At 69.3% G+C, this 15,687-nt stretch carries 13 protein-coding genes and 1 pseudogene; 11 read left to right on the top strand and 3 right to left on the bottom strand.

Annotated elements, in window-relative coordinates; translation table 11 throughout:
* Positions 1 to 2,457 carry a transglycosylase domain-containing protein gene (locus R2B38_RS14315; RefSeq protein ID WP_318016583.1) on the bottom strand — a complete coding sequence of 819 codons (2,457 nt, stop codon included), beginning with the start codon at positions 2,455 to 2,457 and terminating at the stop codon, positions 1 to 3.
* 221 nt (positions 2,458 to 2,678) lie between these two features.
* Between R2B38_RS14315 and R2B38_RS14310 the strand changes: the two genes are divergently transcribed.
* The 4 genes from R2B38_RS14310 to R2B38_RS14295 all read left to right on the top strand — a co-directional run bounded on the left by R2B38_RS14310 (position 2,679) and on the right by R2B38_RS14295 (position 6,197).
* A complete protein-coding gene (locus R2B38_RS14310; RefSeq protein ID WP_318016582.1) occupies positions 2,679 to 3,479 on the top strand; it encodes an ABC transporter permease in 801 nt (266 codons plus the stop codon).
* 70 nt (positions 3,480 to 3,549) lie between these two features.
* Positions 3,550 to 4,326 carry an ABC transporter permease gene (locus R2B38_RS14305; RefSeq protein ID WP_318021679.1) on the top strand — a complete coding sequence of 259 codons (777 nt, stop codon included), beginning with the start codon at positions 3,550 to 3,552 and terminating at the stop codon, positions 4,324 to 4,326.
* Between the two features lie 2 nt (positions 4,327 to 4,328).
* Positions 4,329 to 5,306: an ABC transporter ATP-binding protein gene (locus R2B38_RS14300; RefSeq protein ID WP_318016581.1), complete on the top strand. Its 978-nt coding sequence runs from the start codon at positions 4,329 to 4,331 to the stop codon at positions 5,304 to 5,306.
* A 33-nt stretch (positions 5,307 to 5,339) separates the two neighbouring features.
* Complete coding sequence (locus R2B38_RS14295) at positions 5,340 to 6,197, top strand: DUF1707 domain-containing protein (protein ID WP_318016580.1); 858 nt, start codon at positions 5,340 to 5,342, stop codon at positions 6,195 to 6,197.
* 57 nt (positions 6,198 to 6,254) lie between these two features.
* Here the strand turns inward: R2B38_RS14295 and R2B38_RS14290 are convergent, their stop codons facing one another.
* On the bottom strand, positions 6,255 to 7,589 hold the full coding sequence (locus tag R2B38_RS14290; RefSeq protein ID WP_318016579.1) for an SGNH/GDSL hydrolase family protein: 1,335 nt from the start codon (positions 7,587 to 7,589) through the stop codon (positions 6,255 to 6,257).
* A 106-nt stretch (positions 7,590 to 7,695) separates the two neighbouring features.
* On the opposite strand from R2B38_RS14290, the gene R2B38_RS14285 reads away from it, so the two are divergent.
* The 4 genes and pseudogenes from R2B38_RS14285 (at position 7,696) to R2B38_RS14270 (ending at position 11,564) form a co-directional block, all read left to right on the top strand.
* Entirely contained in the window at positions 7,696 to 9,048 is a 1,353-nt protein-coding gene (locus R2B38_RS14285) for a DUF445 domain-containing protein (protein WP_318016578.1), read from the top strand.
* Positions 9,049 to 9,138: 90 nt separating this feature from the next.
* The gene (locus tag R2B38_RS14280; protein WP_318016577.1) at positions 9,139 to 10,695 is read left to right on the top strand and encodes an MFS transporter; all 1,557 of its coding nucleotides are present in this window, start codon (positions 9,139 to 9,141) and stop codon (positions 10,693 to 10,695) included.
* A gap of 62 nt (positions 10,696 to 10,757) precedes the next feature.
* Complete coding sequence (locus R2B38_RS14275) at positions 10,758 to 11,183, top strand: hypothetical protein (protein ID WP_318016576.1); 426 nt, start codon at positions 10,758 to 10,760, stop codon at positions 11,181 to 11,183.
* Between the two features lie 16 nt (positions 11,184 to 11,199).
* Positions 11,200 to 11,564, top strand: a pseudogene (locus R2B38_RS14270) (VOC family protein).
* 285 nt (positions 11,565 to 11,849) lie between these two features.
* Here the strand turns inward: R2B38_RS14270 and R2B38_RS14265 are convergent.
* Entirely contained in the window at positions 11,850 to 12,047 is a 198-nt protein-coding gene (locus tag R2B38_RS14265) for a hypothetical protein (protein ID WP_411978568.1), read from the bottom strand.
* A 362-nt stretch (positions 12,048 to 12,409) separates the two neighbouring features.
* Between R2B38_RS14265 and R2B38_RS14260 the strand changes: the two genes are divergently transcribed.
* The 3 genes from R2B38_RS14260 to R2B38_RS14250 all read left to right on the top strand — a co-directional run bounded on the left by R2B38_RS14260 (position 12,410) and on the right by R2B38_RS14250 (position 15,675).
* Positions 12,410 to 13,579 (top strand): DUF3500 domain-containing protein, encoded by a 1,170-nt coding sequence (locus R2B38_RS14260; RefSeq protein ID WP_318016575.1) that lies wholly within the window; start codon positions 12,410 to 12,412, stop codon positions 13,577 to 13,579.
* A complete protein-coding gene (locus R2B38_RS14255; protein ID WP_318016574.1) occupies positions 13,576 to 14,985 on the top strand; it encodes a HupE/UreJ family protein in 1,410 nt (469 codons plus the stop codon). Before R2B38_RS14260 ends, R2B38_RS14255 begins: the two co-directional genes overlap by 4 nt.
* Before the next feature lie 90 nt (positions 14,986 to 15,075).
* The gene (locus R2B38_RS14250; protein ID WP_318016573.1) at positions 15,076 to 15,675 is read left to right on the top strand and encodes a TetR/AcrR family transcriptional regulator; all 600 of its coding nucleotides are present in this window, start codon (positions 15,076 to 15,078) and stop codon (positions 15,673 to 15,675) included.
* Positions 15,676 to 15,687 lie beyond the last annotated feature (12 nt).

Genomic DNA, 15,687 nt, shown 5'->3' with positions numbered 1-15,687 from the left:
TCACTCCTTCTTGCGGCCCGTGCTCTGCGGGCCCGCCGTCGTCCCACCGGTCGTCGTGCCACCGGTGGTGCCGTCCGTCGTCGTCCCCGTCGTGCCGCCTGTCGTCGTGGTCCCGCCGTCCGTGGTCGTGCCCGTGGTGCCGCCGGTGGTCGTGGTGCCGCCGTCGGTCGTCGTGCCGCCCGTGGTCGTGGTCCCGCCGTCCGTGGTCGTGCCCGTCGTGCCGCCGGTCGTCGTGGTGTCGCCGCCGGTGGTGGTCGTGCCGCCGTCCGTCTGGCCGCCCCGCGTGCCGCCCTGGTCGCCCTGACCGCCGGTGGTGGTCGTGCCGCCGTTGTCCTGGTTGCCCGTCGTCGCCGGCTGGCTGGGCTGGAGGCTCGGGGGTGCGACGGTCTCGGCGCCGTCCTGGAGCTGGAGGTCGAAGTCGCTCGCCTCGGTGCCCTTGAGGGCGGACTTGGTGTACTGGGCCCAGATCTCGGCGGGCGCCCCGCCGCCGTTGATCCGGGGGAGGCCCATCGCGCCGTAGAGCGACTTGTGGGCGGCGGTGGTCGGGTCCTGGCCCATGACCGAGACGACGGTGGCGAGGTCGGGGGTGTAGCCCGCGAACCAGGCCGCCGTGTCCTCCTCAGCTGTGCCGGTCTTGCCGGCCGCGGGGCGGTCGGCGCCTTGGGCGGCGGTGGCCGTGCCGTTGTCGACGACGCTCTGCAGGACCGAGGTGGTGGTGTCGGCGGCCTCGCGGCTCACCGCGCGGGTCGTCTTGTTCTCCGGCAGCTTGATGTCGTTCGTGCCGTCCTTGGTGATCTTCGAGATCATCGTGTACGTGTGCCGCTGACCGTGGTTGGCGATGGTGGCGTACGCCTCCGCCATGTCGAGGACGCTCGCGGTGGACGGGCCGAGCGCGATCGACGGGGTGGCGGTCAGGTCGGGGGTGTCGGACGGGATGCCGAGGTCGATGGCGGTCTGCTTGACCTTCGTGGGGCCCACGTCGACCGCCATCTGCGCGTACACCGAGTTGACGGACTTGTCGGTCGCCGTACGGACGGTGATGTCGCCGTAGGAGACCTCGTCCTCGTTCTCCGGCGCGTACGAGCCGCCGCTCCAGCCTTCCACGGGGCGCTTGTTGGTGCCGTCGTAGTAGGTGTTGGGCGTGATGGTCTGGCCGTCCTGGGTCTGCGAGTCGTTCTGGATGGCCGAGGTGAGGACGAACGGCTTGAAGGTGGAGCCGACTTGGAAGTCGCCGCGGGTCGCGCCGTTCGTGTACTGCTTCACGTAGTCGATGCCGCCGTACATCGCGACGATGTTTCCGGTCTTGGGATCGACCGAAGCCCCGCCCGCGCGCACGTAGTTGTCGACCTTGCGGCTCTTCTTGTCGAGCTTGGACATGACCTGGTCGTTCACGGCCTTGACGAAGGCGTCCTGCTTGCTCTTCTGGAGCGTGGTGGTGATGCGGTAGCCGCCGGCTTCGAGGGTGTCCGCGTCGATGATCTTGTTCGTGGTGAGGTAGTCCTTGATCGCGCCGACGATGTAACCACGCTGTCCGGACATGCTCGTTGAGGCCGTCGCCTCCTTCGGCATGGGGAACTTCATGCCGGCGCGCGCGGACTGGGTGAGCCAGCCCTTCTTGACCATGCCGTCGAGGACGTAGTTCCAACGGGCCACCGCGGCGGCCTTGTTCTCCGGATGCGCCACGACGTCGTACTCGCTCGGCGCGTTCAGCAGCGCGGCGAGGTAGGCGCCGCGGCCGGCGTCGAGGTCGGCGGCGTCCTTGCCGTAGTAGGCCTGGGCGGCGGCCTGGATGCCGTACGCGTTGCGGCCGAAGTAGCTGGTGTTGAGGTAGCCCTCCAGGATCTCGGCCTTGGACTCCTCGCGGTCCAGCTTGATCGAGATGAAGAACTCCTTCACCTTGCGGGTGACGGTCTGTTCCTGGCCCAGGTAGTAGTTCTTGACGTACTGCTGGGTGATCGTGGAGCCGGACTGGGTGCCCTTGCCGGTCGCGGTGTTCCACGCGGCGCGGACCATCGCCTTGGGGTCGACGGCGGACTCGGAGTAGAAGTCCCGGTCCTCGGCGGCCAGTACGGCGTGCTGGGCGTTCGCCGAGACCTGGGCGAGGCTCACGTTCTCGCGGTTGACCTCGCCGTCGCGGGCGAGTTGGGAGCCGTCCGCGTAGAGGTACACGTTGGACTGCTTCATCGCGAGGGCGTTGGCGGGCGGGATCTTGACCAGCGAGTAGCCGAGGAAGAACGCGCCGATCAGCACTGCCACGAGCCCGATGAACCCGACGAGCGTCATCCGCCAGGTCGGGATCGCCCGCCGCCACCCGGTGCGCTTGGGCCGCTTGGCCTTCTTGGGCTTCTCGCCCCCGGCCGCCCCGGACGCCCCAGGGGCCTCGGGTGCGGCGGCCGCTTCCGGCTCTCTCGGTGCCCAGCCCTGGTTCGGCTGCTGCGGCTGCGGCTGGTCGCTCATGTCGTGCACGGACTCCTGTTTCGCGTCGTACCGTCCCGCACTGCCTCGTACGTTCCTGTACGGCCTTGTGCGCTTCTGCGCCCCCAGACGAAGACTCTCGCACCATGCGTTCCGTTCCCGCCCATCGGCACGCACTTGCCCGGAAAATGCGTGGCGTGCGTCACCACCTGCGGACTAGGCTCCTGCGCTTCGGTGTCAAGAGGCGGTGGAGGGTGGTTTCTGTGGGCGCTGGGCGGTTGTACGCGGCCGTCGCGGCGGGGGGTTTCAGGCGGTACGCGACGTACCGGGCGGCGACGCTCGCCGGGGTCTTCACCAACACGGTCTTCGGTGTCGTCCTCGTCTACACGTATCTGGCGCTGTGGGACGAGCGCCCGCATCTCGGGGGGTACGACCAGGCGCAGGCGGTGACGTACGTGTGGCTGGGGCAGTGTCTGTACGCGACGCTGGCGATCCAGGGCGGCGGGTTCGAGAAGGACCTGATGGAGCGGATCAGGACCGGGGACATCGCCGTCGACCTCTACCGGCCCGCCGACCTCCAACTGTGGTGGCTGGCAAGCGACTTCGGGCGGGCCATGTTCCAGATGCTGGGGCGGGGCGTGATCCCGTTCGTGTTCGGCGCGTTGTTCTTCCCGATGGCGCTTCCCACGGACGTGATGTCCTGGGCGGCTCTCCTGGTCGCGTTGCTGCTGGCGATCCTCGTCAGCTTCGGCCTCCGCTACCTCGCGGCCCTGAGCGTGTTCTGGCTGATGGACGGCACGGGCGTCAACCAGGCCACGATGATCCTGGGGATCTTCTGCTCGGGCATGGTGCTTCCGCTGAACGCCTTCCCGGGCGCGCTCGGCGACATCGTCCGCGCGCTGCCGTGGGCGGCGCAGATCCAGATGCCGGCGGACGTGCTGATGGGGAAGACGGATCCGCTGCACGCGTACGCCTTCCAGGCGGCCTGGGCGGTGGCGCTGCTCACGGCGGGGCGGCTGATGCAGTCGGCGGCGACGCGGAGAGTGGTGGTGCAGGGTGGCTGAGACGACCCGAACGAGTGAGTACCCGCTGGGCGAACTGCCGCGCTGGCGCGAGGGGTTGCGTGCCTACGGGATGATCGCCGGGATGTGGATCCGGTCGAGCATGACCTACCGCGCATCCTTCGTCATCACGGTGTTCGGCAACCTGCTGGTGACCGGCCTGGACTTCGTCACGATCCTGCTGATGTTCTCGCAGGTCCACTCGCTGGGCGGCTGGTCCCTGCCCGAAGTCGCCTTCCTCTACGGCCTGTCGGCGACCGCGTTCGGCATCTCCGACCTGGTGCTCGGCTCGATGGACGTGCTCGGCGCCCGCATCCGCGACGGCTCCTTCGACACCCTCCTCGTACGCCCCGCGCCGGTGCTGGCCCAGATCGGCGCCGACCGGTTCGCGCTGCGCCGGCTGGGCCGGATCACCCAGGGCGCGCTGGTGCTCGGGTACGCGCTGCTCCACATCGACGTCAACTGGACCGTGGGGAAGCTGCTGTTGGTGCCGGTGATGCTGCTCTGCGGCGCGGCGATCTTCGGGGCGCTGTTCGTGGCGGGCGCGGCCTTCCAGATCCTGGCGCAGGACGCGGCCGAGGTGCAGAACGCGTTCACCTACGGCGGCACCACGCTGCTGCAGTATCCGCCGGCCGTGTTCGGCAAGGACTTCGTGCGGGGCGTGACCTTCATGCTGCCGCTCGCCTTCGTCAACTGGGTGCCCGCCTCCTATGTGTTGGGGCGGCCGTACCCGCTGGACCTGCCACCGGGCGCGGAGTTCGCCTCCCCGCTGGTGGCACTCGCCTTCTGCGCGCTGGCCGGACTGGCCTGGCGCGCCGGGCTCAAGTCGTACCGAAGCACTGGGAGTTGACGGTGACAGAGCAGGCGTTCATCGAACTGGACCGCGTCGAGAAGGTCTTCGACGTGCGCAAGAAGACCGGGTTCATGAAACGGGAGCGGCGCCAGGTGCGGGCCGTCGACTCGATCTCCTTCACCGTGGCACGCGGCGAGATGGTCGGCTACATCGGCCCGAACGGCGCCGGGAAGTCCACAACCATCAAGATGCTGACGGGAATCCTCACCCCGTCCGGGGGCCGGCTGCGGGTCGCCGGCATCGACCCGTCCCGCGAGCGCACCCGGCTCGCGCACCGCATCGGCGTGGTCTTCGGCCAGCGGACCACGCTCTGGTGGGACCTCCCGCTGATCGACTCGTACAACCTGATGCACCGCATGTACCGCATCCCGGACGCCCGTTACACCGAGAACCTCGACCGCTGTGTCGAACTCCTCGAACTGGGCGCCCTGTTGGACGTCCCCGTACGCCAACTGTCCCTCGGCCAGCGGATGCGCGGCGACATCGCGGCGGCCCTGCTGCACGACCCCGAGGTGCTCTACCTCGACGAGCCGACCATCGGCCTGGACGTCATCTCCAAGGCCAAGGTCCGGGAGTTCCTGCGGGAGTTGAACGCCGAGCAGGGCACCACGGTCCTCCTCACCACCCACGACCTCCAGGACATCGAGCAGCTCTGCTCGCGCGTGATGGTCATCGACCACGGGCGCCTGATGTACGACGGCCCGCTCGTCGGGCTGCACGAGGCGGGGGAGAGCGAGCGGACGCTGGTGGTGGACCTGGAGCGGGAGTTGCCCCCGATCGAGGTGCCGGACGCGCGGGTCGTGAAGGTGGAGGGCCCGAGGCAGTGGCTGGCGTTCCCGGCGTCGGAGTCGGCGGCTCCGCTGGTCGCCCGGATCGCGGCGGAGTACCCGATGGTGGACCTGTCGGTGCGGGAGCCGGACATCGAGGCGGTCATCGCGAAGATGTACGCCGAGCAGGCGGAGAAAGCGGTGTCGTAGCCCTTCAGGAAGTGACCTCGTAGGCTGCTCCGTATGACCGACGACGCAGTCCCGGAGCTCCGCGCATCCGACGCCGACCGTGAGCGAGTCGCCGAGGTGCTGCGCGACGCCGTCGCGGAGGGCCGCCTCGACATGGAGGAGTTCGAGGAGCGGCTGGAGGCGACCTACAAGGCGCGGACGTACGGCGAACTCACCCCCATCACCCAGGACCTGCCCGCCCCCGGAGTCGCCCCGCCGCGGGTGAACATGGTCAAGGAGCCGGTGGACAGCGGGAGTTGGGCCGGGCGGATCGTCGGCGGCGAGGGGTCCTCGACCTGGGCCGTGGCCATCCTGTCCGGGTTCCAGCGCAAGGGGCGGTGGACGGTCCCGAAGAAGTTCACCTGCTTCTCCTTCTTCGGCGGTGGCGAGATCGACCTGCGCGAGGCGAATTTCGCGGACCGAGAGGTCGAGATCAACTGCATCGCGATCATGGGCGGCGCGCAGGTGGTCGTGCCGCCGGGCGTCGAGGTCGTCGTCCGCGGCATCGGCATCATGGGCGCCTTCGACCACAGCCAGGAGGGCGTGCCGGGCGACCCGGGCGCCCCGCGCGTGATCCTCACGGGCTTCGCCTTCTGGGGCGGCGTCGGCGTGGAACGCAAGGTGACCCGCGCGGAGCGGCAACGCCTCAAGGAGGAGCGCCGCCAGGAGAAGCTGGAGCGCGGCTCGTCCGCCAAGCAGCTCTACGGCTCCCACCGCGACGCGCTGTCCGGTGTGCACGACGCCCACCGCGAGGCCATGGACGAGTACCGCGAGGCGATCCGGCGCCGGCACGAGGAGCGCAGGGAACGGCACGAGGAGCGCCGCGAGCGGCACCGGGACCGGCGGGAGCGCAGGCACCGGGACTGGGACTGAGTTCCGTAGGTCTCAGGTTTTCGGGAGGGTGCCGAGCCGCCCCCTCACCGCCCGGACCTACAACTGGGCCGGGACCGCGCCCTTGAGATCCGCCAGGTCGATCGTCGCGGCCATCCTCCGGTAGCCCCGGTCGCTGGGGTGGAGATGGTCGCCCGAGTCGTACTCCGAGGCGAACCGGCGCGGGTCGTACGGATCGCGGAGCGCCTTGTCGAAGTCGACGACGGCGTCGTAGACCGTGCCGCTCCTGATCGCCGCGTTGACCTGCCGGCGCACCTCGTTGCGGCCCGCCGAGTAGCGGGGGTGGCCGCCGAAGGGCATCAGGGTCGCGCCGATGACCTTGATGCCGTGGGCGTGGGCCTGGCGGACCAGGGTGCGCAGGCCGGTGAGGACCCGGTCGGCGGTGGCGCCGTGCAGGACGTCGTTGACGCCGAGGTCGATGACGACGGCCTTGACGTTCGGGCGGCCCAGCACGTCACGGCCGAAGCGGACGAGGCCGCTCTGGTTCTCGGCGGGGCGGCCGGCGAGGCTGGTGAGTATCTGGTTGCCGCTGATGCCCTCGTTGACGACGCTGTAGCGCGGCACGTCCTGCCCGGCGGCCACGGCCGCGCGCAGCCGCTGCGAAAAGGCGTCCGGCCAGCGGCGGTTGGCGCCCTCCGTCGAGGTGGACCCGTCGGTGATCGAGTCGCCGAACGCCACGACCGTGCCGTTCGCCTGCTCGCTCAGCACGTCCACGGCCGTCAAGTACCGCCAGATCGCGGTGCGTTCGCGGTACGGCGTGCCGGTCGCGTCCTCGGCGTGGTCGCCGTCGGCGAGATAGGAGATCTGCCGCGCGTACGGGTGGTAGGTGACCGGCCCCGACGCGGTGGGGGCGTAGGTGGTGACCAACAGGTCGGCGCCCGCCGGGACTTGGAGGCGCACGGCGTCGCTGAGGATCTGTCCACCCGCCGGGACGGTGACCGAGGTCGCGCCGCCGCCGAAGGTCAGCCGCCGCATGGTGCCCGCGGCCGCGGCGGAGCTGTTGCGGGCGGCGGCGACGGCGATCGAGGCGTGCGTGATGCTGAGCGGGGCCTGGCCGTAGAGGTTCGAGAGGGTGATCCGGGCGCCCGCGCCGCCGGCACTCGTGTGCACGACGTTGCGCACCGAGCGGCCCGCCATGCCGGTCTGCTCCGTGCCGGTCTCGGCGCGCACCGGGGCGGCGGCCCAGGCGCCCACCCAGGTGCCGGCCGAGGCGGGGGCGGCGGAGTTGCCGCCGGAGCGTGAGCCGGCGGAGTTCTTCCCGTCGTCGCCCCGGCTTCCGTCGCCCGCGGCGGCCCCGACGTATATGCAGACCGAAAGGACCGCGATCAAGGTGATGATCGCGGTAAGCAGGGCATAACCACGTCGCTTGGTCACGCGGTACGGATCTCCTCGGGTGAGTGGCAGGGCCCTGCCATTTTGCCCGATCGGGTGACTGTGGGAACTCCTGTCCCGTTCCGGGAGTCGGTCAGGAAGGGACAATATGTACGGTACCGGCGAACGGGTGGAGCGGATGGAACGGACAGAGGCGGGGCTGGGGGCGGCGACCGAGCGTGACGGGTCGCGCCGCACGATGACCACCTTCAGCGCGGCCGACCAGGAGCGGCAGCGCGGCGTCCGCCGGATGAAACTGACGGCGCTCGCCCTGCTGCTCTTCGTGGCCGTCGTCTACGTCCTCGCGAAATGGGCGTCGCACTCGGGCGCGGGACCCTGGGCGGGCTATGTCGCGGCGGCGGCCGAGGCGGGCATGGTCGGCGCGATGGCCGACTGGTTCGCGGTCACCGCCCTCTTCCGCCACCCGCTGGGCCTGCCCATCCCGCACACCGCGATCATCCCCACGAAGAAGGACCAACTGGGCGTCTCCCTGGGCGAGTTCGTCGGCGAGAACTTCCTCTCCGAGGAGGTCGTACGGCAGCGCCTGCGCGCGGTCGGCATCGGCAGCCGCCTCGGCGCCTGGCTCGCCGTACCGGAACACGCGGACCGCGTGACGGCGGAACTGTCGGCGGCGCTCCGGGGCGCGCTCACGGTCCTGCGGGACTCCGACGTCCAGGCGATCGTCGGCGAGGCGATCACCCGCCGGGCCGACGCCCAGGAGATCGCGCCCAGTATAGGGAAGACGTTGGAGAAGATCGTCGCCGACGGCGGTCACAAGCGGGTCGTCGACCTGATCGTCGCCCGCGCGCACGACTGGCTGGTCCTGCACGACGAGCAGGTCATGGACGCGGTCGAGGGCGGCGCGCCCGGCTGGACCCCCAGATTCGTCGACAAGCGCATCGGCGAGCGCGTCTACAAGGAGCTGCTGCGCTTCGTCACCGAGATGCGTGACATGCCCTCCCACCCGGCCCGCGGTGCCCTGGACCGGTTCCTCGGCGACTTCGCGGCCGACCTCCAGTCCGACACGGAGACCCGCGCGCGCGTGGAGCGCCTCAAGGGCGAGGTCCTCGGCCGCGGCGAGGTCCAGGACCTGATCGCCAGCGCGTGGACGTCCGTCCGCTCGATGATCGTGTCGGCCGCGGAGGACGAGCGCAGTGAGCTACGGCTGCGGGTGCGGGCGTCGTTGCTGTCGCTGGGGGCGCGGATGGCCGTGGAGCCGAAGCTGCAGGCGAAGGTCGACGGGTGGGTCGAGGGGGCGGCGGTGTACGTCGTGACGACGTACCGCAAGGAGATCACCTCCCTGATCACGGACACGGTGGCGGGCTGGGACGCCGAGCACACGACACGGAAGATCGAGGCGAACATCGGGCGTGACCTGCAGTTCATCCGGATCAACGGCACGGTGGTGGGGTCGTTGGTGGGGTTGTTGATCTATACGGTGACGCGGCTGGTGGGGGTGTAGGCGGGGGTGCGGAGGCGGGTGCAGGGGCGGGTGTAGGGGGCGATTCGCGGGGGCACCCGGAGGGGGTTCGCTCGACGAGGAGGGACCCCGATGGCCAGTGCGAGTGAGAGTGCGCGTGCGGGTGGGAGTGAGAGTGCGGGTGGGGGTGCGGGTGCGGGTGCGGGTGCCGAGACTCCGGGTGGGAGTGGCGGTGGTCGGACGATCACCTCGTCCATCCCGGCCCGGCTCGACCGCCTTCCGTGGTCCCGCTGGCACTGGACGATCGTCATCGGCCTCGGCACGGTGTGGATCCTCGACGGCCTGGAGGTCACGGTCGTCGGCAACATCGCGGGGCGCCTCTCCGAGCCCGGCAGCGGGCTGCCGATCAGCTCCGGTCAGATCACCGGTATCGCGGCGGCGCTGTATGTGGCGGGGGCGTGCGCGGGTGCGCTGTTCTGGGGGCGTCTGACCGATCTCTACGGTCGTAAGAAGCTCTTCATGATCACGCTGGTGGTGTATCTGGCGGCGACGGCTCTCACTGCGGCCTCCTTCTCCACCTGGTGGTTCTTCACGTTCCGTTTCCTCACCGGCTTCGGGATCGGTGGCGAGTACGCGGCGATCAACTCGGCGATCGATGAGCTGATCCCGGCGTACTGCCGGGGCCGCGTGGACCTGATCATCAACGGCAGTTTCTGGGTGGGCGCGGTGGGCGGGTCGTTGTTGTCGATCGTCGCGCTGAACACGAGCATCTTCGCGGCGGACGTGGGGTGGCGGCTGACCTTCGCGTTGGGTGCCGTGCTCGCGCTGGTCATTCTTCTTGTACGGCGGCATGTGCCGGAGAGTCCGCGGTGGCTGCTGATCCATGGGCGGGACCGGGAGGCGGACGAGGTGGTGACCTCTATCGAGCGCCGGATCGAGGCGGAGCGGGGGCGCGAACTGCCGCCCGCCGAGGGCGAGATCACCATCCATCAGCGTAGGAGTGTTTCGTTCGCGGAGATCGCCCGCACGATCTTCCACGACTATCCCAAGCGGGCGACGCTTGGTTTCTCGCTCTTCATCGGGCAGGCGTTCCTCTACAACGCGATCACCTTCGGCTTCGGCGCGATCCTGACGAAGTTCTTCAACGTGCCTACGGGCAACACCGGTTACTACTTCGCGGTCATCGCGGTCGGCAACTTCATGGGGCCGTTGTTGTTGGGCAGGCTGTTCGACACGGTGGGGCGCCGGGTGATGATCTCGTCGACGTATCTGCTGTCGGGGCTGTTGCTGTTCGGTACGGCGTGGCTGTTCGACCGGGGGTCGCTGAGCGCGACCACGATGACGGCGTGCTGGTGCGCGGTGCTGTTCTTCGCGTCGGCGGGTGCGTCCAGTGCGTATCTGACGGTGTCGGAGATCTTTCCGATGGAGACGCGGGCGATGTCGATCGCGTTCTTCTACGCGCTGGGTACGGCGGCGGGGGGTATCAGCGGGCCGCTCTTGTTCGCGGATCTCACGGGGACGGGGAAGGTGGGGGACACGGTGCTCGCCTTCCAGATCGGGGCCGGGTTGATGTGTGCGGCGGGGCTGGTGGCGGCGGTGTTGGCGGTGCGGGCGGAGGGGCGGTCGCTGGAGGATGTGGCTACGCCGTTGACTGCGGTTGACGCGAAAGTCGCGCCGGCGTCTCCGTGACCCTGGGGATCTGAGTACTCGTACTCTGTCGCGGGCCTGGCGGTGGGGGAACCCTCGTACGTATGACCGAGAAGCTGCTGAGCCCCCTGCGGACGCGCCCCTGGCCGGAACGCTGGCTGACCCGGATGCTCGGTGCGGGGGGTGCGGCGGTGGCGTATGTCTTCTGCGTGCCGTCGGGAGCGGTGCCGGTGTCGGTGGCGGGTGAGGTGTCCGGTGGTGGTGGGGTGGCGCTCGGGGTGATCCTGGTGGTTCTGGCGGGCTACTTCGGTCATCGGGACGACCTGGCTTGGCCGTTATTGGTGGTGGCGGTGCCGCCGGCTGTGCAGATGTACGTGTCGTTCGAGTCGGAACAGCCGCTGGCGTGGGCGTTCGCGACGCTGGTGGTCGCGGCGGGGGTGCTGGTCGCGGCGACGGTGGGACGCTGTTTCCGGCCGCGCGGCGCGGAGGATTCGACCGATGGTGTGCTGTGCGGCGCCGCCCACCGATAGTGAGGAGCCGTAGCTGATGACCATCCGCAGGATCGTCCCCGACTTCTGGGTCGCGGCGGAGGGCGAGGACTCGATGACGGCGAACGCCGACTTCTATGGGTTGCTGGGATTCGAGGAAGTCATGAACCAGGGGTGGGTGATGACCCTGGCGTCCCCTTCGAACCCCACCGCCCAGATCAGCTTTCTCACGGAGGAACGTACCGCCCCTGTCGTTCCCGACCTGAGTGTGGAGGTCGAGGACGTGGACGCGGTGTGGGCGGAGGTCGTCGCGTCCGGTGCGGAGATCGTGCGGGAGTTGCGGGACGAGGAGTGGGGGTGCGGCGGTTCTTTGTGCGGGATCCGGGTGGGCGGGTGGTGAACGTGCTGGGGCATCGGCGCTGAGGCGTCGTCTTCGGGTGCGGGTCCGGTGGGGGCTGGTCGCGCCCCGCGGCGGAGCCGCTGATGTCACAGCCTCGCGCCCCTGGGTGGTTTGGGGGTGCGGCTTTGCGGCTGGGTGCGGGTGCGTTGTGGGTTGCCTGCGGTTCGTTGTGGGTCGGCGCCGCGCCGGGGGGTATCCGTCCTCGGATCGGCGCGGGGGCGTTTCTTGGGAGTGCGGCTGGGTGAGCGCCGACCGCTGCGGGCGGACACCCCCCGACACGTCGCCTTGCCGCCGTACGCGGCCGACAGTCACGCGTGCCGGTCGGCTACCGCCCAGGACGCGAGGGCTACGGCGCCGGCGACCCCGAAGACGGCGGGCCAGGCGCCGATCTTCTTGGCCAGGGGGTGGGAGCCGGCGAAGGCGGTGACGTAGGCGACCGTGAGTGCTCCGGCCACGGCCAGTACGACACCGCCGAGCTGCCGCTTCCTGGTAGCAGGTAATCCTATTCAGGCGATAAGAATAGACTGGCAAATGCCTGAGTGGATTCTCTGAATTCATGCTGTATTGCTGTGCAACCTGAAACTTATTTTACCTGCGTGACCATCCATTGAGATTCAGGTAAGAACGTCGATAATCTTGCCAACGATCGCGCGAGCGGCCGACCGGCGCCGCCCCCTGCGTGTCTCACCCCTGCCTGCGACCGCTGACGAGCGGCGATGGGTGCTGCCCATGCGGCTGGGACATCTTTCTGGAATTGAAGGAGTGGTCCGTGAGTAGAGAAAGAACCCGTCTCGTGCGTACGAGACGGACCTGGCGTGGAATTGCCGGAGCTGTTACGGCGGTTGTGCTGGTCGGTGGTGGTTTCGCCGTGGCTAATGCCTCGACGGACAGCCAGGGTGGTAAGTCGGCCGCAGGCGTCAAGCGGCCGGTCGACAAGAAGGCCACCGGCGTCGGTGCCGTGGTCAGCGCGGCCAACGCGTTCCTGAACACGCTGGACGCCGACCAGCAGGCGGAGGTGCTGCTGGACTTCTCGCAGGCGAACGCGACCGCGTGGTCGAACCTCCCGTGCGGCTCGTCCTGCCGTCCCGGCATCCAGCTGGGGTCCCTGACGGACACTCAACTCGCCGCCGCCATGAAGGTGGTGAAGCTCGCCACGGGCACCGGCAAGGGCACCGGGTACGACCAGATCACGCAGATCATCAAGGCCGACGACGTGCTCAACGCCGCACAGAGCACCAGCTCCGCGGGTCCGGCGCCGTCGGACACCGCGTCGAGCACGGCCTCCGCCGACCCGTCCGCCAGCTCGACTGCCACGGATGCTCCGACCGACGTTCCGACCGGCACCCCGCCCTCCGGCGGCGCCGGCGGCGGTGGCATGGGCGGCTACGGAAGCGGCGTCTATTTCCTGGCGTTCCTCGGTACCCCCTCGGTTGACGGCACCTGGCAGTTGCACTTCGGCGGGCACCACCTCGCCGTCAACGAGACCTACAAGAAGGGGAAGGTGGCGGGCGCCAGTCCGTTCTTCGTCGGGGTCGAGCCCAGCAGCTGGACCGCCGACGACGGCACCACGTACTCGCCCCTTGAGGCGCAGCGCAACGGCATGCTCGCCCTCACCGGGAGCCTGAGCACGGAACAGCTGGCCACCGCCAAGCTGACCGAGTCGTTCAGTGATGTGCTCCTCGGCCCGGGGCAGGACGGCCAGTTCCCGGCGACCAAGGAAGGCATCAAGGTCAGCTCGCTGTCACCGAAGCAGAAGCAGCTGGTCCTGAAGGCCATCCACCCCTGGATCGCCAACGTGGACGACGCCACCGCGAAGAAGCTCATGAAGACGTACGAGCATGAGCTGAACCAGACCTACGTCGGCTACTCCGGCGGCACCGCGTTGGACACCCAGGGCGACTACGTCCGCATCGACGGCCCCGGCGTGTGGATCGAGTTCGTCTGCCAGAACGGCCTGGTCTTCCAGGGCAAGGTCCACTACCACACGGTGTACCGCGACCACACCCGCGACTACGGCAGCGAGTTCACCTTCTCATGACCCGACCGCGAACTTGGCTGACCACAGCGCTACTTCGCCTGGTGGCCGGGATCGCGATCGCGGTACCGGCGGCGCTCCTGCTCGGAGCGTCGCCGGCCGCCGCGCACCCGATGCCGCACTCTGTGGTCCAACTCGACGTGTACCAGGCCTCGGTGACCGCGCGGCTGGCGCTGCCGGTCGACGACTTCTCCCGGGCGAGCGGCATCGATCTCAACACGGTCAAGTCAACCGCCCTGGCTGGTAAGGCCGTTGCGATCCGTGCCTATCTGGCCGGGCACATCCGCCCGACCACCCTCAAGGGTGAGGCGTGGCAGGTCACCATCGGTGCGCTGAGCCTCAGCCGTACCGAGCAGACCTCCACCGGCCCGTACCGCGAGCTGGTCGCGAAGGCCGTACTCACCCCGCCGACGGGAGCGGATGTGCGGCACTTCATCCTTGGCTACGACGTGATCGTGCACCAAGTGATCACGCATATAACGCTGGTGTCGGTTCGTCAGGACTGGGCCGCGGGTCGGGTCGAGGGTGACGGTGCCACGCAGGTGGGCACCATCCGTCTCGATGTCCGGCACATGAAGGTTCCACCGCTGGTCGTCGACCTCGGTGAGGGGAGTGCCTGGCGCGGTTTCGTCGCCATGCTCGAACTGGGCGGCAACCACATCCTCACCGGCACCGACCATCTGCTGTTTCTGCTCATCCTGCTGCTCCCCGCACCGTTGTTGGCGGTCGGTGGACGCTGGAGGGGGCTGGCCGGTCCGCGTGCGGCGCTCAGGCGCATCGGCGGTATCACCCTCGCCTTCACAGTCGGCCACTCCGTCGCCCTTGCGGCAACTGCCCTCACCCGCTTCGAGATTCCCGGCCGACCGGTCGAGGCCTTCATCGCGGCCAGCATTCTCGTGGGCGCGGTCCATGCGATCCGCCCTCTGTTCCCCGGCAAGGAAGCGCTCGTGGCGGGCGTCTTCGGCCTGGGGCACGGCATGGCGTTCTCGTTCGTCCTCGCCGAAATGCGCCTGTCCACAGGCCAGTTGGCGACCAGCCTGCTGGCCTTCAACCTGGGCATCGAGCTCGTCCAACTCCTGCTGGTCTGCCTGGCGTTGCCGTCGCTGCTGGTCCTCGCGAGGTTGCGGGTGCAGCCCGCGCTGCGGGTGGGCGGTGCGTTGATCACGGCTACGGCGGCTGTCGGGTGGCTGATGGATCGGGTGGGGTTGCCGAATCCGGTGGCCAGGGTGGCAGATAGTGCGGGGTCCCATACGACGGGGATGCTGACGGTGCTTGCGGTGGCGGCGGTCGGGGCGGGTGTGTGGACGTTGGTCGATCGCCAACGCAGGTGCAGATCAGGGGAGTTGGAGGCGGACGCCGGTGCGGACGCGGAGTCCGTACCCGGATCGGCGCTCTCCAGGGTGCCGTAGGGAGTGGGGGAGGGGTCTGGGTGGCCCGTGCGGAAAAACTTGCCGTCCCGGCATCTTTTCCCTTCCGGCAAGTCGGAGTACGGTCCGGGCGTGGCGACGGAGACCGGTCTACGGGAGCGCAAGAAGGCGCGGACGCGCGCCGCGTTGGCGAGCGCGGCGATGCGGCTGGCGTTGGAGCGCGGGGTGGAGAACGTCACCGCCGAGGCGATCGCCGAGGCGGCGGACGTGTCGCCGCGCACCTTCCGCAACTACTTCTCCGGCAAGGAGGAGGCGATCGTCGCCGAGTTGGTCGACGGCATGGGGTACATCGCCGAGGGACTGCGCGCCCGCCCGGCCGGTGAACCGCTGTGGGAATCGCTGCGGCACGCCCTGATGTTCTCGGCCTCCCTGCCGCCGGAGCAGCTTGAGCAACTGGCCGTCAAGGTACGGATGGTGATGGCGAGCAGGGCTCTGCTGGGTTCGCAGCTGGCGATCTTCGAGCGGCTCGGCCAGGAGCTCGCCGTGGTCATCGCCGAGCGCACGGGGACGGACGCGCGCAGCGATCTGTACCCGCGCCTGACCGCCGTTGTGGCAGCCAACGCGTTGAGGCTGGCGGTCTTCATGTGGCTGGAGAGCGACGGCGGCCTGGACCTCGCCGAGGTGACGGCCGACGCGCTCGCGCGACTGCGGGCCGGGCTTCCCGAGCCGTAGGGACATCGATGA

Source organism: Streptomyces sp. N50 (assembly GCF_033335955.1).
Lineage (GTDB): Bacteria > Actinomycetota > Actinomycetes > Streptomycetales > Streptomycetaceae > Streptomyces.
Note: the sequence above shows the minus strand (reverse complement) of the source record. Positions and strands in the feature narration are given on the sequence as shown.